Genomic DNA, 26,770 nt, shown 5'->3' with positions numbered 1-26,770 from the left:
TCAGGCGCCCCGGGCCCGCCACTGGGCCAGCAGTTCGTCCTGCAGTCCGAACATCACTGCGTGCTCCTCCGGTTCGGCGTGGTCGTAGCCGAGCAGGTGCAGCACCCCGTGGGTGACCAGCAGTTCGAGCTCGGCCTCTGCGGTGTAGCCGGCGTGCCCGGCGAGCACCCGGTCCTCGGCCTGCCTGCGCGCCACAGCCGGACTGAGCACCAGGTCGCCGAGCACTCCCTCCTCGGGCTCCTCGCCGACCCGGCCGGGCCGCAGTTCGTCCATCGGGAAGGCGAGCACGTCGGTCGGACCCTGCTTGTCCATCCACTGCTGGTTGAGCTCGGCGATGGTCGGCTCGTCGACCGCCTTGATGCACAACTCGGCCTGCGGGTGCACCCGCATCGTGTCCATGACGAACCGGGCCAACTGCGACAGCATCCGCAGATCGACATCCATCCCGGACTCGTTCATCACCTCGATCGTCACCGACGATCCTCCCGGACACCGCGTGCCTCGGTGAGGGCCTCGGCCCGCGCGTCGAAGTCGTCGTACGCCGCCACGATGTGTCCGACCAGCTTGTGCCGGACCACGTCGTGGGCGGTGAGCCGGTTGAAGGAGATGTCCCGGAGACCGTCGAGGATCCCCTCGACGACCCGCAGCCCGGACTTCACGCCGCCGGGCAGGTCGGTCTGGGTGATGTCACCGGTGACCACGATCTTGGAGCCGAAGCCGAGTCGGGTCAAGAACATCTTCATCTGCTCGGGCGTGGTGTTCTGGGCCTCGTCCAAGATGATGAACGAGTCGTTGAGGGACCGCCCACGCAGGTAGGCCAGCGGCGCCACCTCGATCGTCCCGGCGGCGAGCAGCTTGGGGATCGACTCGGGGTCGATCATGTCGTGCAGCGCGTCGTACAGCGGCCGCAGGTAGGGGTCGATCTTCTCCGAGAGCGTGCCGGGCAGGAAGCCGAGCTTCTCACCGGCTTCGACGGCCGGGCGGGACAGGATGATCCGGTTGACCTCCTTGGAGGTCAGCGCCTGCACCGCCTTGGCCATCGCCAGATAGGTCTTGCCGGTGCCCGCGGGGCCGATGCCGAAGGTGATGGTGTGCTTGTCGATCGCGTCGACGTAGCGCTTCTGGTTCAGGGTCTTCGGGCGGATCGTGCGGCCACGGTTGGAGAGGATGTTGAGGCTGAGCACCTCGGCCGGACGCTCGGAGGTCTCGGCGCGGAGCATGCCGATCACCCGCTCCACGGTCTCGGCGGTGACCGGCTGGCCGGTGCGGATGATGGTGACGAGTTCGTCGAGGAGTCGTTCGGCGAGCGCCACCTCGGCCGGGTCGCCGGCCATCTGGATCCGGTTGCCTCGCACGTGTACGTCGGCGTCGAAGGCCTTCTCGATCGCGGCCAGGTGCTCGTCGGCCGGCCCGAGCAGGCTCACCATGTTGATGCTGTTGGGCACCACCACCACGTGACGGGTGCCGGTCCGCGGAGTGCCACTGCGCTGTGAATCAGTCATGAGGCCCGGGATGGGCTGCCTTTCTGGTGCGAAGACGTTGGCACCCCCATGTTACGTCCGCACCGGTCCGGGCCACGAGTCGAATTCGCCCGCCCGCTCCCGCTCAGCCGGGGGGCCAGTTCAACGGTCGCCCGCCGAGGACGTGCATGTGGGTGTGGAAGACGGCCTGCCCCGCCTCCGCACCGGTGTTGAACACCAGCCGGTACTGATCGCCCAGGCCCTCGGACTCGGCCACCTCGGCGGCGGTGGCGAAGAGTTCCGTGACGGCTCCGGGCTCCCACTGGGCGAGTTCGGCGATATTCGCGTAGTGGCTGCTCGGGATCACCAGCACGTGCGTCGGTGCCTGCGGGTTGATGTCCCGGAACGCGATCGTGGTCTCCCCCGCGTGCACGACGTCGGCCGGCACCTCCCCCTTCACGATCCGGCAGAAGAGGCAGTCGTCCTTGGCTGCTGGAGGGGTCATGTCTCCAGCCTAGGCGCAGCCAACCGCGTGTCAACCGATGCGAGGCCCGATGCGTGTCAGTAGCGTGAGAGCTTCACAACCGTCCCCCCGAGCAGGAGTCTGGATGGTCGAACAACCGCGACCCGCCCGTCGCTCCGCCGTGGACGCGGACGCGGCGGTCACCGAGTTGTACGCCGCGCACTGGCCTGAGCTGGTGCGCCTGGCCGTGCTGCTCACCGGCGAGACCGGGGTCGGCGAGGAGGTCGTCCAGGACGCCTTCATTGCGTTGCATCGGCGCTGGTCACGGCTCGACGACCACGGCCGCGCGGCGGGCTACCTGCGCACCTCGGTGGTGAACGGCTGCCGCTCGCTGTTGCGGCACCGCAAGGTCGTCGAGCGGCAACTCGAGCAGGCCCGGCATCGCCTCGACCACCAGGAGTCCGCCGACGCCGCCGTACTCCGCGAGGCACGCCGGGATGCGGTGCTGGCGGCGCTCGGTCAGCTCCCGAGGCGCCAACGCGAGGTGTTGGTGCTGCGGCACTATCTGGATCTCTCCGAATCTGAGATCGCCGACACTCTGGGCGTGTCCCGGGGATCGGTGAAGACGCATGCCTCTCGCGGCGCGGCTGCGCTGCGCGATCTCCTCCCCCACACCCTGCTGGAGGAACGATGAACGACGACCAACTGCGCCGACTGCTGCACGACGCCGTCGCAGACGTGACCCCGACCGACAGGCTGTCCGCGATCCGCGCCAGCACCACGACCAAGGAGGACCCCATGGCCAGCAGCAAGTTCGCTGTGATCGCAGCGTCGGTGATCGGCACGGCCGCCGTCATCGCCGGCATCGCCTGGGCGGGCGGCATGTTCGGCTCGCCCGAGCCGCTGCCACCGACCAGTGACCCGACCACCACCCAGGAGCCGACCCCCGACCCGGAGCCGGAGCCCGACCCGGTGCACGAGACGTTCACTGCAGCCGTCTACTACCTCGGTGACACCCCGATGGGGGTGCGGCTCTACCGCGAGTTCCAGCAGGTCTCCGACGAGACGCACCTGCTGGCCGCAGTGCGGGCCGCCGTGCAGGGCACGCCGAATGACCCTGACTACTGGAGCCCGTGGCCGGGCACCGAGGTGCTGTCGGCGACCGAGGACGGCGACCAGATCCGGATCGAGTTGGACTCGGTGCCCAGCGCCTCGGACGTGGCCGACAGCAACGAGGCCTCCCAGGCTCTGGAGCAGGTGATCTACACCGCTCAGGCGGCCATCGGTCAGCGCCTCCCGGTGCAGTTCATGGCCGGCGGCAACCCGGTGGCCGAGGTGTTCGGTCAGCCCACCTCGGAGCCACTGGCCGAGGGCGAGTGGATGAGCGTGCTGTCCCTGGTGTCGATCTCCGACCCGGCCGAGGGCAGCACCGTCTCCGGGGGCACGCTGCGTGTCAACGGCGTGGCCAGCTCCTTCGAGGCCACCGTGCCGTGGCGGATCCTCGCCGACGGCACCGAGGTGGACGCCGGTTTCTTCGCCGCCGAGGGCTGGCTGGAGCAGCTCTACCCGTACGGCGACGACATCGACGTCTCCGCGCTGGAGCCGGGCACCTACGTGCTCGAGGTGAGCACCGACGACCCGTCCGACGGCGAGGGGCCCGGTGCGTTCGTGGACACGCGGACGTTCGTCATCGAGTGAGTCGGCGTAGCGCTGCCCCGCCGAGCATCAGGATCAGGCTCGGAAACACGACGAAGGCACCGAGGTCGGCGTAGCGGGGCAGCAGTACCGCCGGGCCGCGCGCGATCCAGACTCCGCGCGAGCAGGACAACGTGCCCCCAGCGTCCGCTGCGGGCACCCACCGGCCGCGGACCTGGAGGACCGCCTGCGTGTGCCTGAACTGCCCCCCGTTGCGGCGGATGGCGCCGGGCCCGCGGTGTGCCCCGATGGAGAACTCGGCGGCATCGTGCCCCTCTAGGTGGCACTGGGTCCGATGGGTCGGGTAGACGTACATCTGCTCGCCGGACCAGGACGCCTCCGCCTTCGGAGAGAGGTGGTCACTGACCAGCGGGGTGACCAGGTGACCAGCCAGATAGACCAACAGCGCAGCCGCACCTACGACGATCAGGAGGGCTCCGAGCAGTCGCTTCCGGCGTGAGGACTCACTCCTCACGATCGTCGCTGCTCTTGTGCTGGTCATGGACTCGCTGCTGGGCCGCCAACTCCCGGAACACCGCCTTGAAGTCGGTGTCCCCCAACTTCGTCACACTTGAGGCGAGGAACTCCTGGTAGGCAGAACCGCTGGCGATCGCTCGCGGGGTCAGGGAACCATCCCGCAGACCATGGCTGACTTCCTTAGCCATCTCATCGTCAGCGCTGCTCAGAAGCCTGACGAACAATCGGTCGAGTTCGCCTTCATCCCGAAAGAACTCCTCATACTGGGTGCCCCGGACAGCGGCCATGAACTCTTCAGGGCTCTGGGGGATCCGGTCCTCGTCATCCATCGCGCCTCCTCTCAGTTGGTGGGTACGGGCAGTCTGCTCGGGGGGAACTCCGAATCCGGCAGCGGCGGTAGTTCGACCGACAGACCAGCCCGGGTCCACTTGGACAACATCGACTTGAACAGATCCAGCGAGGCCTCCAAGGCACTGATGTAGGTCAGCAACTGCGTGATGTACTGCGCCAAGCGCGACGCTTTGTACGCGGCGTACAGGGCGGCCAGACCACCCACCGGAGCACCCACCCCGGAAGCGGTAGCCCCTCCGGCGACGGCTCCGGCAATGGCGACCTCGACTGCGGTGTCGATGGCTGTCCCGTACAGGCCCACCAGGCCGGTGCGGAGTTGGATCATGTCGTTCGTCACCGCGAGGTAGGCCGCGGAGAGTTCAGCCAGAGGTGTCATGGAGTCCGTGGGCGGCTTCGCCGAATTCAGCAGGAACCTCGCGGCACTGTTGCCTGCGTTCCCGACCCAGGCCACCTCACACCCTTGTCCCGCCCACCGGACATTGAGCCCGAGTTCGTGATTGGCGAGTGAGACGTTGCTCAACGCCTCACTCGTGGCACGCACACTCGACCAGTCACCGACGAACGGCCGGAAGAGCTCCTCGAGCGGATTGAAACGCCGATCCCTGATGCCCAGCCAGACCAGCACCTGAGATGCCTCAGTGATCATCGAGTTGGCCCAAGCACTGATGCTGAAGGCGTCGTACCAGTTGAGGTCACTCATCCGGCTCTCGTCCTCATACGCCCCGGGGTCGACGTAGGTCGACACATGACTGCGAGGATCGCCGACGTCGTTGAACTGCGCAGCGGAATCATGCGAGTCGATCGGCCACAACCCCAGGTGCCGGCGGAACTCAGTCATGTCCTGACCTGCCGGGAACTCGGTGGAGTCGAAGTCACGGGCGATCGCCTCGTCGGCCTCCCGGTAGTACCTCGCGGCATCGTCAACACCGGTCGACGTACTCGCATACACCCGGCCGAGACTCTCCATCCAAGACATGATCGATCCGATCACCTCGGTATGCGCTGCCCCGTCCAGGTGTCCGGATCCCCCGGCCTTGAGGTGCTCAAGGGGAGCGAGATGGTTCTTGATGGCACCCGCATCCGCGGCCGCGCGGTTCAGCAGCAACTGCAGCCGATCCAACGCGTCATAGTCGACATGAAATTCAGACATCTTTCCTCCCGAGACAACAGGTCACCAGTCGTGGGCGATCTTAAACTCAGCCCCGGGTCCGGCTGAGCAGGGCGGCGACCGCGGCCAACCTGGCAGTGGAGGCGCGCAACACCTCGACCCCGAGGTGGACCGACTCCACGCCGACCTCGGCGAAGGCGGCCAGCTCGGCTGGCGCGAGACCGCCCTCGGGACCCACCACGACCTCGTCGATGCCCTGAGTTGGGGGTGATCATCACGATCCCGCCCGCAATCGGCCCCGACGAGGCCGCGATCCTCAACGCTCTGCAAGACCCGACCGAAAGGCACCAACCCGATTGACCCAACTCAGGTCGGCCTCCAGCGCCGACTCCCAGCACCTTGCGGGTCAACTCGGTCAACAGCCCACCCTCACCCGTCAGGGCCAGACCGCGATCGGTGGCCGAAGCCACCAACTCCTCGGCGAGCCGAACCATGTCCGGCTCCCTCACCGCTGGCAACGTCGTAGTCTCAGACTCGTGCTCGTTCATGACGTGATGCTCCTTCTGCCACGGACCCAGCCCGTGGCATCACGCCGATGCGGTTACACAAAATTCCTGACAGACCCCACCTGATCAGAAGAGGGGCTTCTGGCTCATCTCAGACGGCGTTGGCGTCGTTGCCACTTAGTCATGATCTCATCGATGAACTCCCAGAACAGTTCACTCTGGTCGTCCTCGCCTCCGGCCATGTCTCGCCAATGACGCGGTGTGCTGAAGGTCGCTTCGTCGTCCAGTCGAAGGTCATTTGGCGGATTCGGCGACGGTGACCTCTTCGGCACCGAACGCGACGCGGCCACGGCGTCGAGCACGTGGCTGACGCGCTCGTAGGCCACCGCGACCCGCTCGGGGTCGCGGGTCCACTCGGCGGCGTAGCGGGCCGAGCCTCGGGCTGGGTCGCCCTGCCCGTAGGCGGTCAGGATCCCGAACGCGACCGCTTCGGCTTTGGCTGCCATGTCGCCGCGGTGCTCTCCGGCGTAGGGCCGGTCTTCCTCGGCTCCGTGGAGCAGCGCGTGGGCAACCTCGTGGGCCAGGGTTTCGACGGCTGCCCACTCGGCCAGTCCGCCATGGACGACGATCTGCCGGGTGGCGTGGATGGTGTAGCCGCCCTCGCGCATGTCTTTGCCGGTGCGGGTGACGGTCCAGCCCTGGACGGTGATCCATGCTGCGATCCGCTTGAAGACCTCGCGGGCCTCCCCCGCGGGCAACTCCGGTGCGGCGTAGGCGGTCTCGGCGGTCTCGTCCTGGTCGTTGGTGACGTCGGCTGCGCGGTAGGTCTGCTCGGTGCGGAAAACGGTCTTGCGGACCGCGCCGGGGGTGTCCTTGTCGCACTTCTTGCCGGTGTCGGGGTTGACCCACATCGGGATGGGGCGCGACCAGATCCACAGCCCGCGGCCGGACTGTGGGACATAGCCGCGCTTGGCCCAGATGTAGCGGGGTGCGATCTCCTCGGCGGCGGCGTGGATCGCGGCGGCGAACGCTGCACGGTCGTCCATGCCTTCGGCGTTGAACCGAGCCCATAGTTGAGCCACGATCAGCGCTTGGTTGTTCGGCGAGTAGGCCGGGTGGCCAGCGCGCGGGCTGCCATCGCGGCTGGCCAGCCCGCGAGGTTGGCGATGAAGGCGGCGGCCTGCTCGGTCATCGCCTGTCGGGTGGCCTTGTGGTCGATGGGCTCCGTAAGGCTCACGGTGTTCCTCCTGCGGGGTGGTGACCTCGGGAGCCCCTTGCTCCCAACAACTGCCGCCCATCGGGTGAGCCGGGCCAGTCAAGGCTCCGAGCGCAGCGAGGACATGCCTTGGCCTTGACTGGGCCGGCGAGCCTGAAACGATGTGCGGCGTTGGGAGCAAGGAACCTGGTGGGAGGGCTGTCTGACCCGGCAGGGTCAGCCCTTCGCCGGGCCTCTGTCGCCCGGCCCCTCAGCCGAGGAGTCGGCTGAGGATGTCGAGGACCATGCAGGCGCGGGTGAGCCAGGAGGACGCGTGCCGCATCCGGGAGGGCTGCGGTGACGGGGGCTGAGTGCTGCGGTCGTCCTCCGCAATCTCCGCTGGGGTCCTCTCCGCCAGGTAGTGGCACATGAGAGCGAGGGTGCGGATGGCGACCTCAGCCGCGAGGAACAGGGTGACGAACTGTTGGATGTTCATGGTTAGTCCTTCGTCCACTCCGACGGCGAACGTGCTGCCGCCGGAGAATGCCCGGTGGGCCGGAGGAAGTTCCGACCTCGGCGGGGACGGTTCGGGCTCATCCCGGGTGCGCAAGGAGGTTCGTTCCTGCGCGCAGTGCCGCCAGACGTCGGGAGATGGCTGTGGGCCCTACCCGGTGCGCAGATCAACGGGTAGGGCCCACAGGTCATGGGTGTTGGCGAGGCCCTGCGTGTCAGGGTGAGTTGAGTCCAGTGGTTCATAGCAAGTCCGCCTAACGCAGGGCGAGATCAAGGACCGATCACCGATGAGCAGCACGATGGCTTTTGACCTCTGCCGAGATGGCCGAGGATGGGGCGATGAGTTCTCCTCGGGCTGGTGGCCCGTCACGGCGCCGGTCATTCACCCCGGCCCAGAAGCTCCACCACCTGACCGAGTGCGAGACGGCATGCGAGGTCGGGCAGGGCGGCGCGTACCTGCGCCGCGAGGGCTCTGTACTCCTTGCTGATCTCGGAATGGCGACGGCTCCGCGACGCGGGCCTGCTTGAGGGCAAGGAGCCCGGGCGGCCGTCCGCGGAGCAGGCTGAGCTGGCTCGGCTGCGGCGCGAGCCTCACCACCCGGGGCGGCGGCGTTGATCGGTGTCTCGCGGGCAACCGCGACCCGGCGCGTGAACCCGGCCCCCGCAACCGACGCCTCGCCCCGCGCGGCCCCGGTGAACAAGCTCAGCCTGGCCGAACGGACCCGGGTGCTGGAGGTCTTGGACTCGACCGAGTTCGTCGACCAGCCGCCGCTACAGGTCTACGCCACGCTCCTGGAGAGTCGGACCTACCTGTGATCGGTCTCCACGATGTACCGGATCCTCGCCGACGCCGGCCAGGTCAAGGAACGCCGCCGGCTGGCCCGACACCCCGCCCGGGCGGTACCCGAACTGGTGGCCACCGGACCTGGGCAGGTCTACATGGGACGTCACCAAGCTGGCTGGACCGGCCCGCGGGATCTACTACGACGCCTACGTGATGATCGACATCTACTCCCGCTACATCATCGCCGTCCATCGATCCGCCGCCACTCGCCGCAGCGCGAGCAGGGACACCCGAACGGTTCGGCACCGCCACCGACACCAAGATCCTCGACCTGCCCCAGGACGCCTGGATCAACCAGCCCACCGCGCCAGCCGACCCGGCCGATCATGCCGCCGCCTGACACCCACTGGCCTCATTCACCTTGACAAGTTCCGACGCCGGCAGGTGTCACTCCAACTTTGAGTCCCTGCCTTCTTGCCACGCCATTGTCGCCGCCGCCACAAACCACCCCAGCGGGATAATTAGCCACCATTCGGGGTATACCCCCCTCTCCAAGGCCCACGAACATAGGAACAAGAGTCCCAAAGTGAAGAACCAAGGCCAAGCTCGGCTACGAAAGGTACCTACTACACGGCTCAGCACTTCAGCATGACCGCCGTAACCTTGCCGGAGAATGCGTCGTAGAGGGGTCTGTCAGGAATTTTGTGTAAGCGCATCGGCGTGATGCCACGGGCTGGGTCCGTGGTCGAACGAACATCACATCATGAGCGAGCATGAGTCTGAGAGTACGGCGTTGCCAGCGGTCAGGGAGCCGGACATGGTCCGGCTCGCCGAGGAGTTGGTGGCTTCGGCCACCGATCGTGGTCTGGCCCTGACCGGTGAAGGTGGGCTGTTGACCGAGTTGACCCCCACCCCGGTCCGCGACGGCACTGGTCCGGCGCGGCTGCTCGACATAGTCGAGGGCCGCTCCAAGCAGGCGTTCAAGGCATGGCTCGCCGAACGCGACGAGGCCTTCCGCGGTGCGGTCGAGGTGGACGCGATGGACGGGTTCACCGGCTTCAAAGACGACCCTCTCTACAAGTCGCGGCGCACACTGCACACCGGCGCCGACCTGCTCACCGACAAACAGGCCGACAGGCTGCGGGCGCTGCTCGCCGACGACGCCCATGTCGAGGTCGAGGCGTCCTGGGGCGTCTACCAGCGGATGATCGCCGCCTACCGGCACGAAGACCACCGCCAAGGCCGTGACCTGATGGTCAATCTGATCGACTCGATCACCAGCGGCGTACCGAAGGCGCTGGTCGAGACCACCACCCTGGGGCGGACCCTGAAGAAGCGGGCCGCCGACGTGCTCGCGTACTTCGACCGTCCCGGCACGTCCAATGGCCCGATGGAGGCGATCAACGGGCGGCTCGAGCACCTGCGTGGCTCCGCGCTCGGGTTCCGCAACCTGACCAACTACATCGCCAGATCGTTGCTCAAGACCAGCGGCTTCAGACCGCAACTACACCCTGGATCGTGATGAGCCCTGCAACAACTTCAAATCCGCGCCACTAGATCATGCGAAGTTTTCGAAGGATCGCGCTCGTGACGCGAAGCCCTGCCAGGAGTGTCGCGAACACGAACGGCAATATCCCAAGGAGGATGAACAAGACGACGAGGGCGAGCGAGTCAGTCGAAAGACTGAGGGAACTGATCAGCGCACTTCCGGCACCTACTGAGAATGCGCCGATCAGAGCTGTCGCCACGAGCAGCTTCAGGGTGCCGATCTTGGCGAGGTGCCTGAGAGCGTCCTCGACCTTCAGCAGCCGAGCGGAAACCACGATCCCGATCCCCGACATCACGAGCAGAGCCGCGGAGTGAGTGAAGTCCAGCTTCCAGAGGAGCGCCGCCATCGCGAAATGCCAAACTAGGCCCACAACTACCCACGAAACCAGGACCGCAACGGCTCTCGTCGTCGGCGATGTCGCGAATGCGATCAAACGTCGGGTCACCGACCAGATCCCTGCTGTTCAAGACGCCGAGCCTGACCAACCACGAGGATCTCCTACCCGAAAGGGCCGCGGGAATCGCGCCCGAGCAAACGCAGTCAACCGCACCAACGGTTGATCATGCAAGCAATCCGCCAGTACCACTGTCCGGCGATGTTCGACGGCATGTGTGACCGGAGAACCGCAACCCGGCAGCGCCAGTCGGCCCAGCGCCATGCGCTCCGGCACTCACCGGGTCACCTCACGCCGCGACACCCCGTCGGCGCCGCCATAAGGGACCGGGGTTAAGCCCAGCGGCGGGTCCGGCTGAGGACGGCGGCGACCGCGGCCACTCCGGCGGTGGAGGTGCGCAGCACCTCGGCGCCGAGGTGGACCGACTCCACGCCGACCTCGGCGAAGGCAGCCAGTTCGGCCGGGGCGAGACCGCCCTCGGGGCCCACCACGACCACGATCGAGCCGCTCTCGGGGACCGTCAATGAAGCCATCGGGATCGCGCCGTCCTCGTGCAGCACCACGGCCAGGTCGGCGCTTGCGAGCAACTCCACGACCTCGGTGGTGTCGGTGAGCCCGTCCACCACCGGGAACCAGGCGCGTCTGGCCTGCTTGGCGGCCTCCCGGGCGGTGGCGGTCCACTTGGCGTGACCCTTCGTGGCCCGCTCGCCGCGCCATACCGCCACCGAGCGTTCGGCGGCCCAGGGCACGATCCGGGCCACCCCGACCTCGGTGAGCATCTCGACGGCTCGTTCGCCGCGGTCGCCCTTGGGCAGAGCCTGGACCACGGTGACGTCGGGTGCGGGGGCCGGCGAATCGGTCAGGTCGGCGACCTCGACGGTGAACCGCCGCTTCCCGGTGCTGGTGATCGGCCCGGTCACACTCCGACCACGCCCGTCGGTGAGCACCACCCGCTCCCCGACCTCGAGCCGGCGTACCACCACCGCGTGGTGGGCCTCGTCACCCTCGACCTCGACGGTGCCGCCGACCGACGTCTGGGCCAGGTTCGGCACCAGGTGCACCGGAAGCGACATCGGCTCAGTGGGGGTTGAAGGCGTCGCGGAGGCGCCCGAAGACCGACTTCTGGGCAGGTCGCAACTGGCCGGCCACCGTCTCTTCGCCGCGCAGCTTGGCAAGCTCGGCGAGCAGTTCCTCCTGCCGGTCGTCGAGCCGGGTCGGAGTCTCCACCAGGACGGTCACCACCAGGTCCCCGCGGCCAGTGCCTCGCAGCGCCGGGACACCCTGACCACGCAGCACGGTCTCGGTGCCGGACTGGGTGCCGGGCCGGACCTCGATGGTGAAGGTCCGAGGCAGCTCGGACTCCTCTCCCGCCACGTCCGCCTCCAGGGTGGGCAGCTCCAGCGTGGTGCCCAGCGCGGCTGCGGTCATCGGCACCGAGACGGTGCACTGCAGGTCGTAGCCGTGTCGGCGGAAGGTCGGGTGCGGCGCCACGTGGATCTCCACGAACAGGTCGCCTGGCTGGCCACCACCGGGGCCGACCTCGCCCTGGCCGGACAACTGAACCCGGGTGCCGTCGTCGACGCCGGCCGGGATCTTCACGGTGATGGTGCGCCGGGACCGGACCCGCCCGTCACCGGCGCACTCCTGGCACGGGTCGGCGATGAGGGTGCCGTAGCCCCGGCATGCGGCGCACGGTCGCAGGGTGCGGATCTCGCCGAGGAACGAACGCTGCACGTGCGCCACCTCGCCGGCGCCGTGGCAGGTATCGCAGGTGACCGGTCGGGTGCCCGGGGCCGCGCCCTCGCCGTGGCACAGGGTGCAGGTCACCGCGGTGTCGACCTTGAGCTCGCGGGTGACGCCGAAGGCAGCCTCGGCCAGCTCGACATCGAGACGGATCAGCGCGTCCTGTCCCCGCCGGGTCCGCGGTCGCGGGCCGCGGCCACCGGCGGCTCCACCCTGGCCGCCGAAGAAGGCGTCCATGATGTCGGTGAACGAGAAGCCGGCACCCTGACCGAAGCCGCCGATGTCGCCGCCCCGGTCGTACGCCGCGCGCTTCTGCGGGTCCGAGAGCACCTCGTAGGCCCGGGACACCTCCTTGAAGCGTTCCTGGGTCTCCGGGTCCGGGTTCACGTCCGGGTGCAACTGGCGCGCCAGTTTGCGGTAGGCCTTCTTGATGGCGTCGGCGTCGGCGCTGCGGTCGACACCGAGCAGGGCGTAGAGATCTTGGCTCACGGGTGTGTCTGGTCCTGTTCGTCCTGGGCCTGGCTCAGGCCTCGTCGAGGATGCGGGAGACGTAGCGGGCGACCGCCCGGACCGCGACCATGGTGGAGGGGTAGTCCATCCGGGTCGGTCCGACGATGCCGAGAGCGGCCAGGGCATCGTCGCCCGGGCCGTAGCCGGTGGCCACCACCGAGGTGCCGGCGAGTTCCTCGACCGGGCCCTCGTGGCCGATCCGCACGGTCAGCGCCCCGGCACCGGAGGCCTCACCGAGAAGTTTGAGCAGCACCACGTGCTCCTCCATGGCCTCCAGCATCGGGCGCATCGTGGTGTCGAAGCCGCTGCCGAAGTGGGCGAGGTTCGCGGTGCCGCCGACCACCACCCGGTCCTCGGTCTCGCTCATCGCGTCCTGCAACGCGGCGGCGATCGGCTCGAGGGTGGTGCGCAGGCCCGGTGGCACCTGATCGGCGAGCCCGCTCAGCGCGGTGGCCGCGCCCGCGGCCTGTTGGCCGATGACGGCCACCGAGATCCGGGCGCGCAGGTCGGCCAGCGTGGTGTCGTCGACCTCGGCCGGGTGCTCGACGAAGCGCTGTTCGACGCGGCCGTTGGAGCTGATCAGCACCAGCAGCGTCCGGGTCGGGGTGAGTCCGACGAGTTCCACGTGCCGCACCGTCGAGTGGGACAGGGTCGGGTACTGCATCACCGCGACCTGGCGGGTCAGTTGGGCGAGCAGTCGGACGCTGCGCTGCACCACGTCGTCGAGGTCGACGGCGCCGTCGAGGAAGTTCGAGATCGCGCGCCGCTCGGCTGCCGACATCGGCTTCAGTGTGGTGAGCCGGTCAACGAAGAGCCGGTACCCCTTGTCGGTGGGCACCCGGCCGGCGCTGGTGTGCGGCTGGGTGATGTACCCCTCCTCCTCCAGCGCGGCCATGTCGTTGCGGACCGTCGCCGGTGAGACTCCGAGGGAGTGACGGTCGACCAGGGCCTTGGAACCGACCGGCTCCTCGGTGGCGACGTAGTCCTCGACGATCGCGCGCAGCACGGCCAGCCTGCGGTCCTCGACCACCGTGGTCCACCTCCGATTCCTGGGTCTGCCCGACGGACAACCTTGGCACTCAACTCTTCCGAGTGCCAATCCTACCTGTGACCGTAGGCTGATCGAGTGATCGGCGAGGTGACGCAACTGGCGGAGCGACTCTGGATGCTGCGCTACCAGCCGTACGACGTGAACGTCACGGTGGTGGCCGGCGAGGCGGGTCTGCTGCTGGTGGACACCCGGGCGGACCGGGTCGAGGGCAAGGATCTGCTCGAGGACGTGCGCCGCCTCAGTGCCACCCCGGTGGTGGCGGTGGTGAACACGCACTGGCACTTCGACCACGTCGGCGGCAACCTCGCGGTGCTGGCCGAATTCCCCGACGTCGAGGTGACCTGCCACGTCGAGGCGGCCCGGGAGCTGTCCGAGGCCCAGGCAGGGCCGATGGCCGAACAGTTGGCCGATGTCGCGGCGCCCACCTCGACCTTCTCTTCCGTGCGGGTGATCGATCTGGGCGACCGGTTGGTCGAGGTGGTGCATCCGGGACGTGGACACACCGCGGGCGATGCGGTGTTGCGGATCCCTGACGCCGACGTGGTGCTCGCCGGCGACCTGGTCGAGGAGTCCGGCCCGCCGGCGTACGGGGACGACTGCTTCCCGCTGGAGTGGCCGGGCAGCCTGGACATGGTGCTGCAGTTGATCGGTCCGGCCACCACGGTGGTGCCCGGCCATGGGGCTGCGGTGACCCGTGACTTCGTGCGCGACCAGCGAGGTGACATCGGCATGGTCGCCGCCACCATCGAGCATCTGGCCGGGCAGGGCGTCTCCGCCGCCGACGCGCTCCGGGCCGCCGAGTGGCCGTTCGCCGATGAGGTGCTGGCCGAGGCGATCAGCCGCGGCTATCGTCAACTCCCGGCGATGGGGCGGCGGTTGCCGCTCGCCTGAGTGCGCGGCACCGGGCGTTTGAGCAGCAGCCACAGGGCCAGCCCCAACGGGATCAGCCAGCCGTGACCGGTGATGAGCACCGCCGCGATCAGCAGCAACAGCACCGGGATGAACGGCAGTCGGGTGCGGGGTTGGCGAGGTCGCAGCGGAAGGTTCGCCATCGGCGCTCGGACCGGGACACCGGCCCGCGCCCCGGGCAGATCCGCGAAGAGCGGCCGGATGGCGGCGTTGGTGCGGGCGTTCCAGACGGAGCGGCAGCGCTCGTCGTACTCCTCGCGGTCCAGTCGGCCGGCGGCGAAGTGCTCGCCGAGGACCTCGATCGCCTGTCGCCGCTCCTCGTCGCCGATCCGCAGGTGGTCGCTGCCGCTCATTCCGGCTCACCCTCGGCCAGCAGTCCGTAGAGGCGTCGCCGGGTCTCCCCGAGGATCTCGGCCGCCTCGGCGCGCTGCTGCTCGGTGCCGGTGACCAGCACCTGCCACACCGCTCCCATCACCTGACCCACGACCGGCATCAGGTCACCGATCCGCTCGCCGGGGCTCTCCCCCGGGCCGGTGAACGGTCGCCAGGTCGCGGCGAGTTCGTCGGCGTGATCGAGCACGTAGGCGCGTCCGGCGTCGGTGAGGTCGAGGGTGCGGCGGCCATCGGTCTCGATGCCGACCACCAGGCCCTCGTCCTCGAGCTGCTGGATGGTCGGGTAGACCGAGCCGGGGCTGGGCTTCCAGCCGCCGTTGCTGCGCTCGTTGATCTGCTGGATCAGTTGGTAGCCGTTCATCGGCTCGACCGAGAGCACATCGAGGATCGCGGCACGCACGTCCCCGCGGCGCACCTTCGGACCCCGCCCGCGCGGCCCCATCTCGGGGCCGCCGAAGTTTCGGACCAGTTCCGCCACCCACGGCGGGGGTCCGGGCGGTCCGCCCCAGTTCCCCGGTGCCGGCCAGTTTCCGTGCCAGTTCATCGACTACCTCCCACGATCGTTCGCGACACAGTCACGATATATCGCGACTGGTCGCCTCGCAAGGCTTCGGCGCGGCACCCGCACGGAAGGCCGACGGCGCACTAACCTCGCTCGGCGTGAGGGACCGATACGGATCAGACGTGCTCGCCGGCGATTGGAACGTGCCCAAGCGCGGGCGTGCGGTCGAACACCCCGCTGACCGCGGCCTGGTGGTCGAGGAGGTCACCACCGACTGGTGCGGCGAGATCGTCGCGGTGGATCGGGACCTGCACACGGTGACCCTGGAGGACCGCCGCGAGAAACGGCGTACCTTCCCGCTCGGGCCGGGCTTCCTGCTGGAGGGCAAGCCGGTGATCCTCACCGCCCCCGTGCACCGTCAGGCTCCGGCCAAACCCAGCCGCACAGCATCGGGCTCGGTGGCCGTCCATGAGGCGAAGGCCAAGGTCGCCCGCGCGAGTCGGATCTTCGTGGAGGGCCGCCACGACGCGGAACTGGTCGAGAAGGTGTGGGGCGACGACCTGCGCGTCGAAGGCGTGGTGGTGGAGTACCTCGGCGGCATCGACGACCTGTCCGAAGACCTGCGTGACTTCAAACCGGGGCCGAACCGCAAGGCCGGCGTATTGGTGGACCACCTGGTGCCCGGCTCCAAGGAGAGCAGGATCGCCCACCGGATCGCCACCTCGCCGATGGGCCAGCATGTGCTGGTGGTCGGGCACCCGTTCGTGGACGTGTGGCAGTCCGTCAAGCCCGACCGGCTGGGCCTGAAGGCCTGGCCCACCATCCCCCGCCACCTGGAGTGGAAGGTCGGGGTCTGTCAGCACCTGGGCTGGCCGCACCGCAATCAGGCCGACATCGCCCGCGCCTGGCAGCACATCCTGTCCAAGGTGACCAGCTTCGCCGACCTGGAGCCGGAACTGCTCGGCCGGGTCGAGGAACTGATCGACTTCGTGACCGCCTGAGCCAGACCGTCCCGTCAGGACCTGAGCGGGCGACCCTGGGGGTCGGTCTGGGTGTCCTGGACCAGGATCAGGATGCCGTCGATGAACGGCCACAACGCGCCGATCCCACAGGTGACCAGCGTGACCGCCAACTGGACCAGGCCCAGCCCGACGTCGCCGATGTACATCCGGCCGATCCCCAACGGCACCAGGATCTGCAACAGCCCCGCGATGATCTTGGACTTGTCCGAGTAGGGCACCCCGGTGACGGGGTGCACACCGTACGGCGCGGCAGGGTTCGGGCCGTACCCCGAGGGCGGCGGATAGCTCATGACGGGAGCCTAGTGGTTGGCAGAGTCGCGGTGGCTCCTCCCGGTGGCTCCTCGCGTTGGCTCAGAGCAGGTCCCGGACCACCGCGTCGGCGAGCAGTCGGCCACGTCGGGTGAGCACCAGCCGCTCGTCGCCGGCCACCACCAACCCATCGGTCACCATCCGGTCCGCGGCGCGCCGGCCGGCCTCGTCCAGCAACGACACGTCCAGCCCCTCGGCCAGCCGGACCTCCAGCAGCACCCGCTCCACCCGGCGGGTCTCTGCGTCGAGGACCTCCCGCGCCTGCGCCGGACTGAGCCCGGCGGCCAGCCTGCCGGCGTACGCCGTGGGGTGGCGGACGTTCCACCAGCGCACCCCACCGAAATGTGAGTGCGCGCCGGGCCCGACCCCCCACCAGTGATCCCCCCGCCAGTAACTGAGGTTGTGGCGGCAGCGGGTCTGCTCGCTGGTGGCCCAGTTGGAGACCTCGTACCAGCCCAGTCCGGCCCCGGTGAACGCGTCGTCGGCGGCCAGGTACTTGTCGGCGAGGTCGTCCTCGTCAGGCATCGGCAGTTCGCCCCGCTTCACCCGCCGGGCCAGGGCGGTGCCCTCCTCGACGATCAGCGAGTACGCCGAGATGTGGTCCGGCGCGCAGGCCAGAGCCGCATCCACGGACTCCTGCCAGTCGGCCATCGACTCCCCCGGGGTGCCGTAGATCAGGTCCAGGCTGACCTGGAGTCCGGCCTCCCGGGCCCAGCCGACCACCTGCGGCACCCGGGCAGGGTCGTGGGTGCGGTCCAGGGTGGCCAGCACCTGCGGCACCGCGGACTGCATCCCGAAGGAGACGCGGCTGAAGCCGGCGGCGGCGAGGGCAGTGAGACTCGCGGGGGTGACACTGTCGGGGTTGGCCTCGGTGGTCACCTCAGCACCGGGGGCGAGTCCGAACTCGCCTGCGATCGCGGCGAGCATCGCAGCCAGGTCACCGGCCGGCAGCAGGGTCGGCGTACCGCCGCCGACGAAGACGGTGGCCACCGGCAGGTCGGCCTGGCCGAGCACCTGCCGGGCCAGCTTGATCTCCTCGATCGCGGTGGCGGCGTAGGAAGCCTGCGAGGCGCCGCCACCGAGCTCGGTGGCGGTGTAGGTGTTGAAGTCGCAGTAGCCGCACCGCACCGTGCAGAACGGGACATGCAGATAGACCCCGAACGCGGCCCTGCCGGCCTCCGCGAGTGCGGAGGCCGGCAGGGAACCGTCGGCCGGGGCCGGGTCGCCCGGAGGCGGAGCCGAGGGGCTCACGCGTAGAGCGAGTCGAGCAACTCCTGGTTGTTCGCCTCGACGACCTTGCGCTTGACCTTCATCGAGGGGGTGAGTTCACCGGACTCGACGGTGAGGTCGTGGTCCAGGATCACGTGCTTCTTGATGGTCTCCCAGCGGTTGAGCTTGGCGTTCAGCTCGTCCACATAGCCGGCGACCATCGCCTTGACCGGCTCGGAGCTGACGATCTCGGTGTAGGACTTGCTGCCCATCCCGTTCTCGTCGGCCCAACCCTGGATCAGGTCGGGGTCGAGGGTGACCATCGCGACGCAGTAGTTGCGCTCGTTGCCGACCACCAGGAACTGGCTGGTGTAGGGGCAGATCGCCTTGAACTTGGACTCGATCTCCGAGGGGGCGATGTACTTGCCGCCGGAGGTCTTGAACAGGTCCTTCTTGCGGTCGGTGATCTTGAGGAAGCCGTCGGAGTCGAGCTCACCGATGTCACCGGTGTGCAGCCAGCCGTCGGCGTCGAGAGTCTCCTCGGTCGCCTCAGGACGGTTGTGATAGCCGTCCATGATGTGCGGGCCGCGCAGCAGCACCTCGCCGTCCTCGGCGATCTTCACCTCGGTGCCCGGGAACGGGGCACCCACCGAACCGAACTTGTACTGGTCGGGGTGGTTGACCGTGGCGCCGGCGGCGTTCTCGGTCATCCCGTAACCCTCGAGGATGACGATGCCGGCGGCGTGGAACCACTCGGCGATCTCCCGGTTCAGCGCGGCGGAGCCGGAGATGAAGAACCGGACCCGACCACCGAAACGCTCCCGGACCTTGCTGAAGACCAGCTTGTCGAAGAGGCCGTGCTGCTTGGCCAGCAGGAACGGGACCGGCTTGCCCTCACGCTTGAGCTTGTCGACCTTCAAGCCGACCTCGAAGGCCTTCTTGAACAGCTTCTCCTTGACGCCGCCCTCGGCCGCCTGCATGGTGACGATCCGGCCGTGCGCCTTCTCGAAGATCCGGGGCGCGGCACCCATGAAGGTCGGCTTGACGACACCCAGGTTGTCGACGATCTTCTCGACCCGGCCGTCGACGGCGGTCGCGAAACCGCAGGCGAGCTGCGCCGAGAGCAGCACCTTGCCGAACGAGTGGGCCATCGGCAGCCACAGGAACTGCAGGTCGGTCTCGTCGAGGATGTTCTGCGAGCGGATCGCTTCACCCTCGAAGACCCACGCGCGGTGCGGCAGCCGGACACCCTTGGACTTGCCGGTGGTGCCGGAGGTGTAGATCAGCGTGGCGAGCTGGTCGGGGCCGATCGCCTGGACCGAGTCCTCGATCGCGGTCGGGTTGGCGGCCAGGTGCTCCTCGCCGAGCTTGGCCAGGTCGTCCAGGCCGATGATCCAGTCGCCGTCGGTGTCACCGTCGAAGGTGACCACCTTGAAGACATGTGGGAGCTCGGCCTTCTGCTCCTTGAGCTTGGCGATCTGGGTGTTGTCCTCGGCGAAGACCACCCGGGACTCGGAGTCGCTCAGGATGTACGCCGTGTCCTCGGCGTTGGTGGACGGGTAGACCGTCGTGGTGGCCGCGCCGGCGCACATGACCGCCAGGTCGGCCAGGACCCACTCGTAGCGGGTGCCGGACGCGATGGCGACGCGCTGCTCGGGCTCGATGCCCAGCGCCATCAGACCACCGGCGAGCTTGTTCACCCGGTCGCCGACCTGCTGCCAGGTGACCGACTCCCAACTCTCGCCCCGGGGGTACCGGTAGGCCTCACTGCCTGGAGATTTGCGCACTCGGTCCAGGAACTGGAGTGCGAAGTTCTTGGGCATCGTCTCGAGGAACGATGCATCGTGGTTGATCGGCATGGAGTCGCCTTCCTCAGTCTGCTTGGTGTGACCACTGGCCGAGAAGCCCTGCTACACATGAGTAACCTAGATCACCTGCATGCGGTCTCGGTAGGGACTCCCCACATTCTGGGCGGTTTCCCTTCCACAACGGGGGCCGTTCACTTCATCAGGAGGAACGTTGTTCATCACCAACACCGAGACCGTGCCCGGCGCCCGGATCGCCCGGAGCCTGGGACTCGTTCAGGGCAGCACCGTGCGCGCCAAGCATCTGGGCCGCGACATCATGTCCGGCTTCAAGAACCTCGCCGGCGGTGAGCTGACGGCGTACACGGAGCTTCTGACCGAGAGCCGCAACGAGGCGATCACCCGGATGATCGCGCACGCCCAGCAGTTGGGCGCGAACGCAGTGGTCAACGTCCGGTTCACCACCGCATCGGTCGCCGCGGGCGCTGCGGAGATGTATGCCTACGGCACCGCCGTGGTGCTGGAGAACGACTGATGGAGGGCTCCGGCGGCCTGCTCGGGGCGCTCTTCGCGCTGATCTTCGTGGTGATCATCGTGCTGATCGTGCTGTCTCCGTTGCTGATCCTCGGCTACGGCATCGTGGTCGGCTTCCAACGACGGACGCGGGTGCAGCAGTACCTGGCCGCCGAGGAGCCGCGACTCGCGCACCTGCTGACCAGCAACGTCCAGCAGCCCGAGCACCCCGGCGGCACCGCCCTCGCACTCGGCAGCGTGGCGTACGCCGCGGATGCGCCGTCCCGCTTCGTCAGCAGCTGGCGCAATCTCTTCGGAGGCAAGCTCGAGTCCATGTCCGAGCAGGCCGAGATCGCCCGACGGCTGGCGGTGGTGCGGATGCTGGAGCACGCTGCGCAGTTGGGTGCCACCGGTGTCAGCAACGTCCGGATCGAGACCTCGGAGGTGTTCAGCGGCAGCGGACGGAGCCAGCGGATGGTGCTGGAACTGCTCGCCTACGGCAATGCATTGCTGCCGGCGCCGCAGCGCTGAGGGAGCAGCACCGGGAACGAGGAGCGCGGGTGAAGTCCGACTACGGGGGTGTCGCCAGAAGCTTCGAGGCGTCTGGAGAAGTAGACCGCTCAACGGGGCTCTGCCCTTGGAGGTCCCGAGCCAGCGCCGAAAGTCCAGTCACTCGCTCTGCCAGCGTACGTATACGGCCGCCAGCACGGCACCAAAAGCGAGGGCGACAACGAACTTGGCCAAGCCCTCGAGGACGGAACTAGGAGGGAGAATCCACATCATGAGCCCCACACTGAGCGTGAGGCTAAGAGCCCAGTAGAACCAGACTGGCAAACCGTTGATCGTCACAGCCATCTCCTTGAACCCTGAGCGGGCCAAACTATCGCATCCGACAGGTTCAGGAGCGACCGTGCAGCAGACCCAACCGGTCGAGCCCGAGCACGACGAAAGCGCCCACAATCAGCGCGGCCATGATGACCATCCAGGCCCGTGCGAGTACGACGCGACACAGTCGCCGCGTCGCCGTGGCCTCCCACCAAGTCCCTTTCAACAATCTCGGCCGGAAGTACACCGTGTACGAGACTGCCAGCAGGACAACTCCCAGCAGAACCACCGATGCAGTAGCCGCCGCCATCAGCGTCCGCGCCTCGACGACCAACCAGATGCTCCAGATTGACGCGCCCGCACAGACGAGGACAACGAGCGCGGGCAGTCGGGGCTCCTCCCAGAGGTCCCGCAAGAAGGAACGAGACGGATAGGGGTCGGCGGGTTCGCCGCGATAGCGTCCACCCGAGCGTTTAGTCATGCTGGCACAGCTCCAGCAGCTCGTGACCGTACGGAGCTCGACTTTCCAGCACTCACAAGGCGTCGAAAATGCCGGTGCCATCGCCTCGGCGGGGTGGTGACTGCCACGGCCACGGCAAGGGTGTCCCCGCCCACCTCAGCAGGGTGCGCGACAGCGCCGCATCGAGAGTCGCGGTCCCCGATGCCAGGTAGAACCCGGGACGCAGCGGGACAGTTCTGCCTGTGACGAGACGGACGACCACGAGTGGGAGGAAAGCGAGCAACCAGCCAACTGCCGCCACCGGGAGCACAACCCACAAGAGGACGCCGCGGACCACAAAAACCAAGAACCAAACGAGGCTCGCCCCAAACGTTCGCATCACTGCCGCAGTCGCCGCTCAGGAGCCGGCGAGGAACGTCTCGACACGTTCCCGGGCGACGGGGTTGAGGTCGGACACCGCCAGCAACTCCGGCAGCAGGTGTCGCTCGGTGGTCAGCGCCGCGAACATCGTCGCCACGCTCACACCATGGGTCGGACGGTGGAGGACCTCGATCGGGTCACCGGCGGCCAGTTCACCAGGCTCCAGCACTCGGAAGTACGGCCCCGGAGCCGCCGCCTGGGTGAAGCGCTTCACCCAGCCCGCGCTGTCCGCGCCGAGCCGGGAGCCCAGGTGGTCGGCGAAGGTGCGGCACGGGATCCGCACGGTGGAGATCTCCAGCACCACAGTCCCGATCCGCCACCGCTCCCCCACGATCGCCGCGTTCACGTCGATGCCCTCGGTGGTCAGATTCTCCCCGAAGGCACCGTCGGGCAGCGGTACGCCGAGTTCGCCCGCCCAGGAGTCCAGGTCCTCGCGGGCGAAGGCATAGACAGCCTGCTCGGTGCCGCCGTGGTGCTTGACGTCCGCGACCTCGTCGCCGGACAGCCCCAGCGCAGTCACTTCCACCGACCCGCTCACCGTCCGCTTGCCGATCGAGGTGTGCTCGGCCGAGGCCCAGCCGACGTACTCCGGGGTCGCAACGTTGACCGCTACCACGCGCGCCATCGTGGCTACTTCTTCGGCTTCTCGGCCGACTGAGTGGTGGAGAGCGCGGCCACGAACGCCTCCTGGGGGACCTCGACGCGGCCGACCATCTTCATCCGCTTCTTGCCCTCCTTCTGCTTCTCCAGCAGCTTGCGCTTGCGGCTGATGTCGCCGCCGTAGCACTTGGCGAGCACGTCCTTGCGGATGGCGCGGATGTTCTCCCGGGCGATCACCCGGGCGCCGATGGCCGCCTGGATCGGCACCTCGAACTGCTGCCGCGGGATGAGGTCCTTCAGCTTGCCGGCCATCATCACGCCGTAGGAGTACGCCCCGTCGCGGTGGATGATCGCCGAGAAGGCGTCCACCGGCTCGCCCTGGAGCAGGATGTCCACCTTGACCAGGTCGGCGGCCTGGTCGCCGGAGCGCTCGTAGTTGAGCGAGGCGTAGCCCTTGGTCTTGGACTTGAGCAGGTCGAAGAAGTCGAACGCGATCTCGCCCATCGGCAGCGTGTACCGCATCTCGACCCGATCCTCGGAGAGATAGTCCATGCCCAGCAGGGTGCCGCGCTTGGACTGACAGAGCTCCATGATGGTGCCGATGTAGTCCGAGGGGCTGAGGACGGTGGCCTTGACGACCGGCTCACGGACCTCGGCGATCTTGCCGTCGGGGTACTCGCTCGGATTGGTCACCGTGTGCTCGGAGCCGTCCTCCATCACCACCTCGTAGACCACGTTGGGTGCCGTCGAGATGAGGTCGAGGTTGAACTCGCGCTCCAGCCGCTCCCGGGTGATCTCCATGTGCAGCAGGCCGAGGAAGCCACACCGGAACCCGAAGCCCAGAGCGCCGGAGGTCTCCGGCTCATACGCCAGCGAGGCGTCGTTGAGCTGCAGCTTCTCCAGCGCGTCGCGCAGTTCGGGGTACTGGTCGCCGTCGATCGGGTAGAGCCCGGCGTACACCATCGGCGTCGGGTGGTCGTAGCCGCCGAGCGGCTCGATCGCGCCGTGGTACTGGCTGGTGACCGTGTCACCGACCCGCGACTGGCGCACATCCTTCACCCCGGTGATCAGGTAGCCGGTCTCCCCCACGCCGAGCTCACCGGCCTTGAGCGGTTCTGGGCTGATCACACCCACCTCGAGCATCTCGTGCACGGCACCGCTCGACATCATCTTGATCCGGTCCCGGTGCTTCAGCGACCCGTCGAACACCCGGACATAGGTGACCACGCCGCGGTAGGTGTCATAGACCGAGTCGAAGATCAGCGCCCGGGCCGGGGCGTCGGCGTCGCCGACCGGGGCCGGGGTCTGGGTGACGATCTCGTTGAGCAGCGCGTCGACGCCCAGGCCGGTCTTCGCCGAGGTGAGCAGCACGTCCTCGGGGTCACAGCCGACCAGGTTGGCCAACTCGGCGGCGTACTTCTCCGGGTTCGCGCTGGGCAGGTCGATCTTGTTGAGCACCGGGATGATGTGCAGGTCGGCGTCCATCGCCAGATAGAGGTTGGCCAGCGTCTGCGCCTCGATCCCCTGGGCGGCGTCGACGAGCAGCACGGCCGCCTCGCAGGCCTGCAGCGACCGGGACACCTCATAGGTGAAGTCCACGTGGCCGGGGGTGTCGATCATGTTCAGCACGTAGGTGCCCGGCTCGGCGCCCTGCTCGTTGCCAGCCGGGACCGTCCACGGCATCCGGACGGCCTGGGACTTGATGGTGATGCCGCGCTCACGCTCGATGTCCATCCGGTCCAGGTACTGCGCCCGGGCGGCCCGCTCGTCGACGACGCCGGTCAGTTGCAGCATCCGGTCGGCGAGCGTGGACTTGCCGTGGTCGATGTGCGCGATGATGCAGAAGTTGCGGATGATCGCGGGATCGGTGTGGCCGGGCTGGGGAGGGTTCTGCGTGCTCACGTGGCGCTTTCGGGTGCTGGGGCGGCGGTCCTGGGTGGCTCTGCCCGGCGTACGCCGGTCGAGGGCCCATCCTCCCACGCACGGTGGGCACCCGGTGAACCCACGGGACGGCTCGAGGTTTGAGGTTGGCCCGATTGGGTATGACTGAGAGCAAGCAACCGACTCGGGAGGAGTTGCAGGTGTCGGGATTCGACGTGGTCCCCGCTGATCTCACGGCGGCCTCGGAGGCCGTGCTGCAAGCGGCGACGGACGCGCGGACTGCGCACGGGGCCGCCCATCTGAATGACGCGGCCGCAGCCATGCCGGAGTCGACGTCGGCGAGCACGCTGACCGCGATGGCGCCGGAATGGCAGGCCGACATCGAGGCCTGGAGTGACGCAGCCGAGGCGTTCGCAGCCTCCCTCGGCGATCAGAGCAACGACTTCTCCAGCACCGACGAACACGTGGAGGAACAGTTGGGCGGCGCGGGCGGGGGTGACAACTGATGTACACCTTCGGTGACGTACGACGCTGGGACGCGGCGCCGCTCGGGGCAGCGGGCGAGGGCCTCAAATCGGCGTTGGACACCCTGGAGGCCAGCAAGGACGACGTCGAGACGCTGGCGGTGCCCGAGGGTTGGACCGGCTTCTCGAGCATGTTCGCCAAGACTCGGCAGGCCGTCCTGGTGGCGCAGATGGAGTCGCGGGTCGCGGCGGGCCGGACCCTGGTCAGGGGCCTGTTCGAGGCGGAGACGTCGATCACCGCACTGCGCCGCGACGTCGAGGCCGCCGACGGGCAGGCCAGAGCCAACGGGTTCCGGATCGGCGACGACGGCAGCGTCACCAGCACCGTGACGCCGCCCACCTTCGAGTCCTCGTTCGAGGCGATGGAGTGGACCAGAGAACGTGCCCGACTGGCTGGCCAGATCGCCTTCGAGGTGGAGTCGATCATGCTGACGGCGGTAGCGATCGACTCCGCATTGCTCGCCACGATCCCGTTCCGCGACGACAATGTGAGCGAATACGGCCAGGGCAGCCCCGACGTCGAGTACGCGTGGTCGAAGCTCTCCGACGAGGAGAAGATGGCGGTGATCACCCAGATCATCGAGGAGCTGGCCGAGGAACTGGGTCTGGACATGCCCACCATCAACTTCGACCCCACGATGACCGGCAACGGCTACTGGAGTCAGGGCCGCTTCGAGGTGGGGATCAACCCCAACAACATGGAGACCACCCGGATCCTGCACACCGTCGCCCACGAGATGCGCCACGGCCAGCAGTACGACGCCGTCAACGACCTGGACCGGGGGTTCTGGGACTGGCTGCGTGGCCATCAACCCTTCGACCGTCATGAGGAGGCCGGGATCAGCCGGGGCCAGGCGGAGATCTGGCGGGACAACTTCGACAACTACATCAGCTCCGGCACGGACTTCCAGGGCTACCTGGACCAGCCGGTCGAGGTGGACGCACGTGAGGCCGGCCGCGACTACCTCAACAACCTCACCGTCGACGAGCTCGACCGACTGCTGCAGGAGACCCGATGACCACGCTGCGCGACCTGGTCCGCGACTACCAGGCAGCCCCGGACCCGAGCAGCCTGTCCCGACTGCGGAGCGCGGTGCGAGCCAGTCCGAACTTCCAGCGGGACCTGGTGCCCGCCAAGGTGGTGGCCCCGCTGCTGGAGGCCGGCGCCTATCCGGAACTGATCGAGACCCTGCAACGGCTGATGCCGGGGGCGTTCTTCAGCCCAGCCGTGCATGCCGCACTCGCCGAGGCACACCGCCGCACCGGCGACGACAACGCCGCGCAGCGGGAGGCCGGATTGGCCCAAGCGGCATTGCAGAGCATCCTGAGCTCCGGGGACGGGTCCGCAGAGTCACCCTGGTCGGTGCTCCGGCTGAGCGACGAGTACGACGTGCTGCAGGCGCTGGGCCGGCAACCCACCGGTCAGCGGTTGATCGACGTCGGCGGTCGGCGCGTCGACCGGCACGACTGCACCGACGGGACGTCGTACCACTTCGACGTGACGGAACTGTGGTGACGTGGCGATGGTGACACGAAGGGTGGTGTGGGGAACCGTGACCCGACTCTGGCGGCGGACGCTGGTGATTGGCGGTGCGATCG

32 protein-coding genes and 3 pseudogenes are annotated in these 26,770 nt (G+C 68.2%); 12 read left to right on the top strand and 23 right to left on the bottom strand.

The genetic code is table 11. From position 1 onward, the window contains the following. The 3 genes from ybeY to JKG67_RS14795 all read right to left on the bottom strand — a co-directional run bounded on the left by ybeY (window position 1) and on the right by JKG67_RS14795 (window position 1,965). Window positions 1–474 carry an rRNA maturation RNase YbeY gene (gene ybeY, locus JKG67_RS14805; protein ID WP_203338103.1) on the bottom strand — a complete coding sequence of 158 codons (474 nt, stop codon included), beginning with the start codon at window positions 472–474 and terminating at the stop codon, window positions 1–3. Beyond that, window positions 471–1,502, bottom strand: a complete 1,032-nt coding sequence (locus JKG67_RS14800; RefSeq protein WP_203338102.1) for a PhoH family protein — start codon at window positions 1,500–1,502, stop codon at window positions 471–473. The genes ybeY and JKG67_RS14800 overlap by 4 nt, the downstream gene beginning before the upstream one ends. A 103-nt stretch (window positions 1,503–1,605) precedes the next feature. Continuing rightward, on the bottom strand, window positions 1,606–1,965 hold the full coding sequence (locus JKG67_RS14795) for a histidine triad nucleotide-binding protein (protein WP_203338101.1): 360 nt from the start codon (window positions 1,963–1,965) through the stop codon (window positions 1,606–1,608). A 103-nt stretch (window positions 1,966–2,068) separates the two neighbouring features. Between JKG67_RS14795 and JKG67_RS14790 the strand changes: the two genes are divergently transcribed. Both JKG67_RS14790 and JKG67_RS14785 read left to right on the top strand, forming a co-directional pair. Then, window positions 2,069–2,617 carry a SigE family RNA polymerase sigma factor gene (locus tag JKG67_RS14790; RefSeq protein ID WP_203338100.1) on the top strand — a complete coding sequence of 183 codons (549 nt, stop codon included), beginning with the start codon at window positions 2,069–2,071 and terminating at the stop codon, window positions 2,615–2,617. Then, entirely contained in the window at window positions 2,614–3,621 is a 1,008-nt protein-coding gene (locus JKG67_RS14785; RefSeq protein WP_203338099.1) for a Gmad2 immunoglobulin-like domain-containing protein, read from the top strand. Before JKG67_RS14790 ends, JKG67_RS14785 begins: the two co-directional genes overlap by 4 nt. On the opposite strand, the gene JKG67_RS14780 is transcribed toward JKG67_RS14785, so the two are convergent. The 8 genes and pseudogenes from JKG67_RS14780 to JKG67_RS14750 all read right to left on the bottom strand — a co-directional run bounded on the left by JKG67_RS14780 (window position 3,611) and on the right by JKG67_RS14750 (window position 7,751). After that, window positions 3,611–4,120, bottom strand: coding sequence for a hypothetical protein (locus JKG67_RS14780; RefSeq protein WP_203338098.1), 510 nt, complete (start codon window positions 4,118–4,120; stop codon window positions 3,611–3,613). The two genes, JKG67_RS14785 and JKG67_RS14780, sit on opposite strands and share 11 nt — an antisense overlap. Beyond that, on the bottom strand, window positions 4,083–4,424 hold the full coding sequence (locus JKG67_RS14775; protein ID WP_203338097.1) for a hypothetical protein: 342 nt from the start codon (window positions 4,422–4,424) through the stop codon (window positions 4,083–4,085). Before JKG67_RS14775 ends, JKG67_RS14780 begins: the two co-directional genes overlap by 38 nt. Before the next feature lie 11 nt (window positions 4,425–4,435). Next, on the bottom strand, window positions 4,436–5,596 hold the full coding sequence (locus JKG67_RS14770) for a hypothetical protein (RefSeq protein ID WP_203338096.1): 1,161 nt from the start codon (window positions 5,594–5,596) through the stop codon (window positions 4,436–4,438). A 46-nt stretch (window positions 5,597–5,642) separates the two neighbouring features. Beyond that, window positions 5,643–5,792 (bottom strand): 16S rRNA (uracil(1498)-N(3))-methyltransferase, encoded by a 150-nt coding sequence (locus JKG67_RS14765; RefSeq protein WP_307816584.1) that lies wholly within the window; start codon window positions 5,790–5,792, stop codon window positions 5,643–5,645. A gap of 126 nt (window positions 5,793–5,918) precedes the next feature. Continuing rightward, window positions 5,919–6,102: pseudogene (locus JKG67_RS19310) on the bottom strand (IS256 family transposase); the annotation flags it as partial. 104 nt (window positions 6,103–6,206) lie between these two features. Further along, the gene (locus tag JKG67_RS14760) at window positions 6,207–7,106 is read right to left on the bottom strand and encodes a hypothetical protein (RefSeq protein ID WP_203338095.1); all 900 of its coding nucleotides are present in this window, start codon (window positions 7,104–7,106) and stop codon (window positions 6,207–6,209) included. Window positions 7,107–7,144: 38 nt separating this feature from the next. Beyond that, the gene (locus JKG67_RS14755; protein ID WP_203338094.1) at window positions 7,145–7,297 is read right to left on the bottom strand and encodes a hypothetical protein; all 153 of its coding nucleotides are present in this window, start codon (window positions 7,295–7,297) and stop codon (window positions 7,145–7,147) included. A 229-nt stretch (window positions 7,298–7,526) separates the two neighbouring features. Next, on the bottom strand, window positions 7,527–7,751 hold the full coding sequence (locus JKG67_RS14750; RefSeq protein ID WP_203338093.1) for a hypothetical protein: 225 nt from the start codon (window positions 7,749–7,751) through the stop codon (window positions 7,527–7,529). Window positions 7,752–8,461: 710 nt separating this feature from the next. Between JKG67_RS14750 and JKG67_RS19255 the strand changes: the two genes are divergently transcribed. The 3 genes and pseudogenes from JKG67_RS19255 to JKG67_RS14745 all read left to right on the top strand — a co-directional run. Then, window positions 8,462–8,584 (top strand): hypothetical protein, encoded by a 123-nt coding sequence (locus JKG67_RS19255; protein WP_372442107.1) that lies wholly within the window; start codon window positions 8,462–8,464, stop codon window positions 8,582–8,584. A gap of 731 nt (window positions 8,585–9,315) precedes the next feature. Then, a pseudogene (locus JKG67_RS19305) lies at window positions 9,316–9,459 on the top strand (IS256 family transposase); the annotation flags it as partial. Window positions 9,460–9,462: 3 nt separating this feature from the next. Then, window positions 9,463–10,074, top strand: a pseudogene (locus JKG67_RS14745) (transposase); the annotation flags it as partial. A 31-nt stretch (window positions 10,075–10,105) separates the two neighbouring features. Here the strand turns inward: JKG67_RS14745 and JKG67_RS14740 are convergent. The 4 genes from JKG67_RS14740 to hrcA form a co-directional block, all read right to left on the bottom strand. Further along, window positions 10,106–10,447 carry a hypothetical protein gene (locus JKG67_RS14740; RefSeq protein ID WP_203338092.1) on the bottom strand — a complete coding sequence of 114 codons (342 nt, stop codon included), beginning with the start codon at window positions 10,445–10,447 and terminating at the stop codon, window positions 10,106–10,108. Window positions 10,448–10,827: 380 nt separating this feature from the next. Further along, the gene (locus tag JKG67_RS14735; RefSeq protein WP_203338091.1) at window positions 10,828–11,568 is read right to left on the bottom strand and encodes a 16S rRNA (uracil(1498)-N(3))-methyltransferase; all 741 of its coding nucleotides are present in this window, start codon (window positions 11,566–11,568) and stop codon (window positions 10,828–10,830) included. 4 nt (window positions 11,569–11,572) lie between these two features. Continuing rightward, window positions 11,573–12,727 (bottom strand): molecular chaperone DnaJ, encoded by a 1,155-nt coding sequence (dnaJ, locus tag JKG67_RS14730; RefSeq protein ID WP_203338090.1) that lies wholly within the window; start codon window positions 12,725–12,727, stop codon window positions 11,573–11,575. 34 nt (window positions 12,728–12,761) lie between these two features. Continuing rightward, window positions 12,762–13,778 (bottom strand): heat-inducible transcriptional repressor HrcA, encoded by a 1,017-nt coding sequence (hrcA, locus tag JKG67_RS14725; RefSeq protein WP_203338089.1) that lies wholly within the window; start codon window positions 13,776–13,778, stop codon window positions 12,762–12,764. Between the two features lie 96 nt (window positions 13,779–13,874). On the opposite strand from hrcA, the gene JKG67_RS14720 reads away from it, so the two are divergent. Further along, window positions 13,875–14,690 (top strand): MBL fold metallo-hydrolase, encoded by an 816-nt coding sequence (locus JKG67_RS14720; RefSeq protein WP_203338088.1) that lies wholly within the window; start codon window positions 13,875–13,877, stop codon window positions 14,688–14,690. Here JKG67_RS14720 and JKG67_RS14715 read toward each other — a convergent pair. Together JKG67_RS14715 and JKG67_RS14710 are read right to left on the bottom strand one after the other, a co-directional pair. Next, a complete protein-coding gene (locus JKG67_RS14715; protein WP_203338087.1) occupies window positions 14,651–15,061 on the bottom strand; it encodes a DUF1707 SHOCT-like domain-containing protein in 411 nt (136 codons plus the stop codon). The two genes, JKG67_RS14720 and JKG67_RS14715, sit on opposite strands and share 40 nt — an antisense overlap. Beyond that, on the bottom strand, window positions 15,058–15,645 hold the full coding sequence (locus tag JKG67_RS14710) for a PadR family transcriptional regulator (RefSeq protein WP_203338086.1): 588 nt from the start codon (window positions 15,643–15,645) through the stop codon (window positions 15,058–15,060). The genes JKG67_RS14715 and JKG67_RS14710 overlap by 4 nt, the downstream gene beginning before the upstream one ends. Before the next feature lie 116 nt (window positions 15,646–15,761). On the opposite strand from JKG67_RS14710, the gene JKG67_RS14705 reads away from it, so the two are divergent. Beyond that, window positions 15,762–16,604, top strand: coding sequence for a DUF3097 domain-containing protein (locus tag JKG67_RS14705; protein ID WP_203338085.1), 843 nt, complete (start codon window positions 15,762–15,764; stop codon window positions 16,602–16,604). Window positions 16,605–16,618: 14 nt separating this feature from the next. Here JKG67_RS14705 and JKG67_RS14700 read toward each other — a convergent pair whose 3' ends face one another. The 3 genes from JKG67_RS14700 to JKG67_RS14690 form a co-directional block, all read right to left on the bottom strand. Further along, window positions 16,619–16,915: a TM2 domain-containing protein gene (locus JKG67_RS14700; RefSeq protein ID WP_203338084.1), complete on the bottom strand. Its 297-nt coding sequence runs from the start codon at window positions 16,913–16,915 to the stop codon at window positions 16,619–16,621. 61 nt (window positions 16,916–16,976) lie between these two features. After that, entirely contained in the window at window positions 16,977–18,185 is a 1,209-nt protein-coding gene (gene hemW, locus JKG67_RS14695; protein ID WP_203338083.1) for a radical SAM family heme chaperone HemW, read from the bottom strand. Continuing rightward, the gene (locus tag JKG67_RS14690; RefSeq protein ID WP_203338082.1) at window positions 18,182–20,002 is read right to left on the bottom strand and encodes an AMP-dependent synthetase/ligase; all 1,821 of its coding nucleotides are present in this window, start codon (window positions 20,000–20,002) and stop codon (window positions 18,182–18,184) included. The genes hemW and JKG67_RS14690 overlap by 4 nt, the downstream gene beginning before the upstream one ends. A gap of 160 nt (window positions 20,003–20,162) precedes the next feature. On the opposite strand from JKG67_RS14690, the gene JKG67_RS14685 reads away from it, so the two are divergent. Both JKG67_RS14685 and JKG67_RS14680 read left to right on the top strand, forming a co-directional pair. Next, window positions 20,163–20,483 carry a YbjQ family protein gene (locus tag JKG67_RS14685; protein ID WP_238998496.1) on the top strand — a complete coding sequence of 107 codons (321 nt, stop codon included), beginning with the start codon at window positions 20,163–20,165 and terminating at the stop codon, window positions 20,481–20,483. Further along, on the top strand, window positions 20,483–20,992 hold the full coding sequence (locus JKG67_RS14680) for a YbjQ family protein (protein ID WP_203338081.1): 510 nt from the start codon (window positions 20,483–20,485) through the stop codon (window positions 20,990–20,992). The genes JKG67_RS14685 and JKG67_RS14680 overlap by 1 nt, the downstream gene beginning before the upstream one ends. A gap of 367 nt (window positions 20,993–21,359) precedes the next feature. On the opposite strand, the gene JKG67_RS14675 is transcribed toward JKG67_RS14680, so the two are convergent. The 3 genes from JKG67_RS14675 to lepA all read right to left on the bottom strand — a co-directional run bounded on the left by JKG67_RS14675 (window position 21,360) and on the right by lepA (window position 24,668). Next, window positions 21,360–21,767 carry a hypothetical protein gene (locus JKG67_RS14675; protein ID WP_203338080.1) on the bottom strand — a complete coding sequence of 136 codons (408 nt, stop codon included), beginning with the start codon at window positions 21,765–21,767 and terminating at the stop codon, window positions 21,360–21,362. 376 nt (window positions 21,768–22,143) lie between these two features. Continuing rightward, entirely contained in the window at window positions 22,144–22,791 is a 648-nt protein-coding gene (locus JKG67_RS14670; protein WP_203338079.1) for an MOSC domain-containing protein, read from the bottom strand. Window positions 22,792–22,796: 5 nt separating this feature from the next. Next, window positions 22,797–24,668, bottom strand: coding sequence for a translation elongation factor 4 (gene lepA / locus JKG67_RS14665; RefSeq protein WP_203338078.1), 1,872 nt, complete (start codon window positions 24,666–24,668; stop codon window positions 22,797–22,799). Window positions 24,669–24,808: 140 nt separating this feature from the next. On the opposite strand from lepA, the gene JKG67_RS14660 reads away from it, so the two are divergent. The 3 genes from JKG67_RS14660 to JKG67_RS14650 are packed head-to-tail and all read left to right on the top strand — an operon-like array spanning window position 24,809 to window position 26,687. Continuing rightward, on the top strand, window positions 24,809–25,153 hold the full coding sequence (locus tag JKG67_RS14660; RefSeq protein ID WP_203338077.1) for a hypothetical protein: 345 nt from the start codon (window positions 24,809–24,811) through the stop codon (window positions 25,151–25,153). Beyond that, a complete protein-coding gene (locus JKG67_RS14655) occupies window positions 25,153–26,190 on the top strand; it encodes a M48 family metallopeptidase (protein WP_203338076.1) in 1,038 nt (345 codons plus the stop codon). The genes JKG67_RS14660 and JKG67_RS14655 overlap by 1 nt, the downstream gene beginning before the upstream one ends. Then, the gene (locus JKG67_RS14650; protein WP_203338075.1) at window positions 26,187–26,687 is read left to right on the top strand and encodes a DUF4919 domain-containing protein; all 501 of its coding nucleotides are present in this window, start codon (window positions 26,187–26,189) and stop codon (window positions 26,685–26,687) included. Before JKG67_RS14655 ends, JKG67_RS14650 begins: the two co-directional genes overlap by 4 nt. The last annotated feature ends 83 nt before the right edge of the window (window positions 26,688–26,770 follow it).

The sequence above is a fragment of the Nocardioides limicola genome (assembly GCF_016827675.1).
Taxonomy (GTDB): Bacteria; Actinomycetota; Actinomycetes; order Propionibacteriales; family Nocardioidaceae; genus Nocardioides; species Nocardioides limicola.
This window is presented reverse-complemented; position numbering and strand designations above follow the sequence as displayed.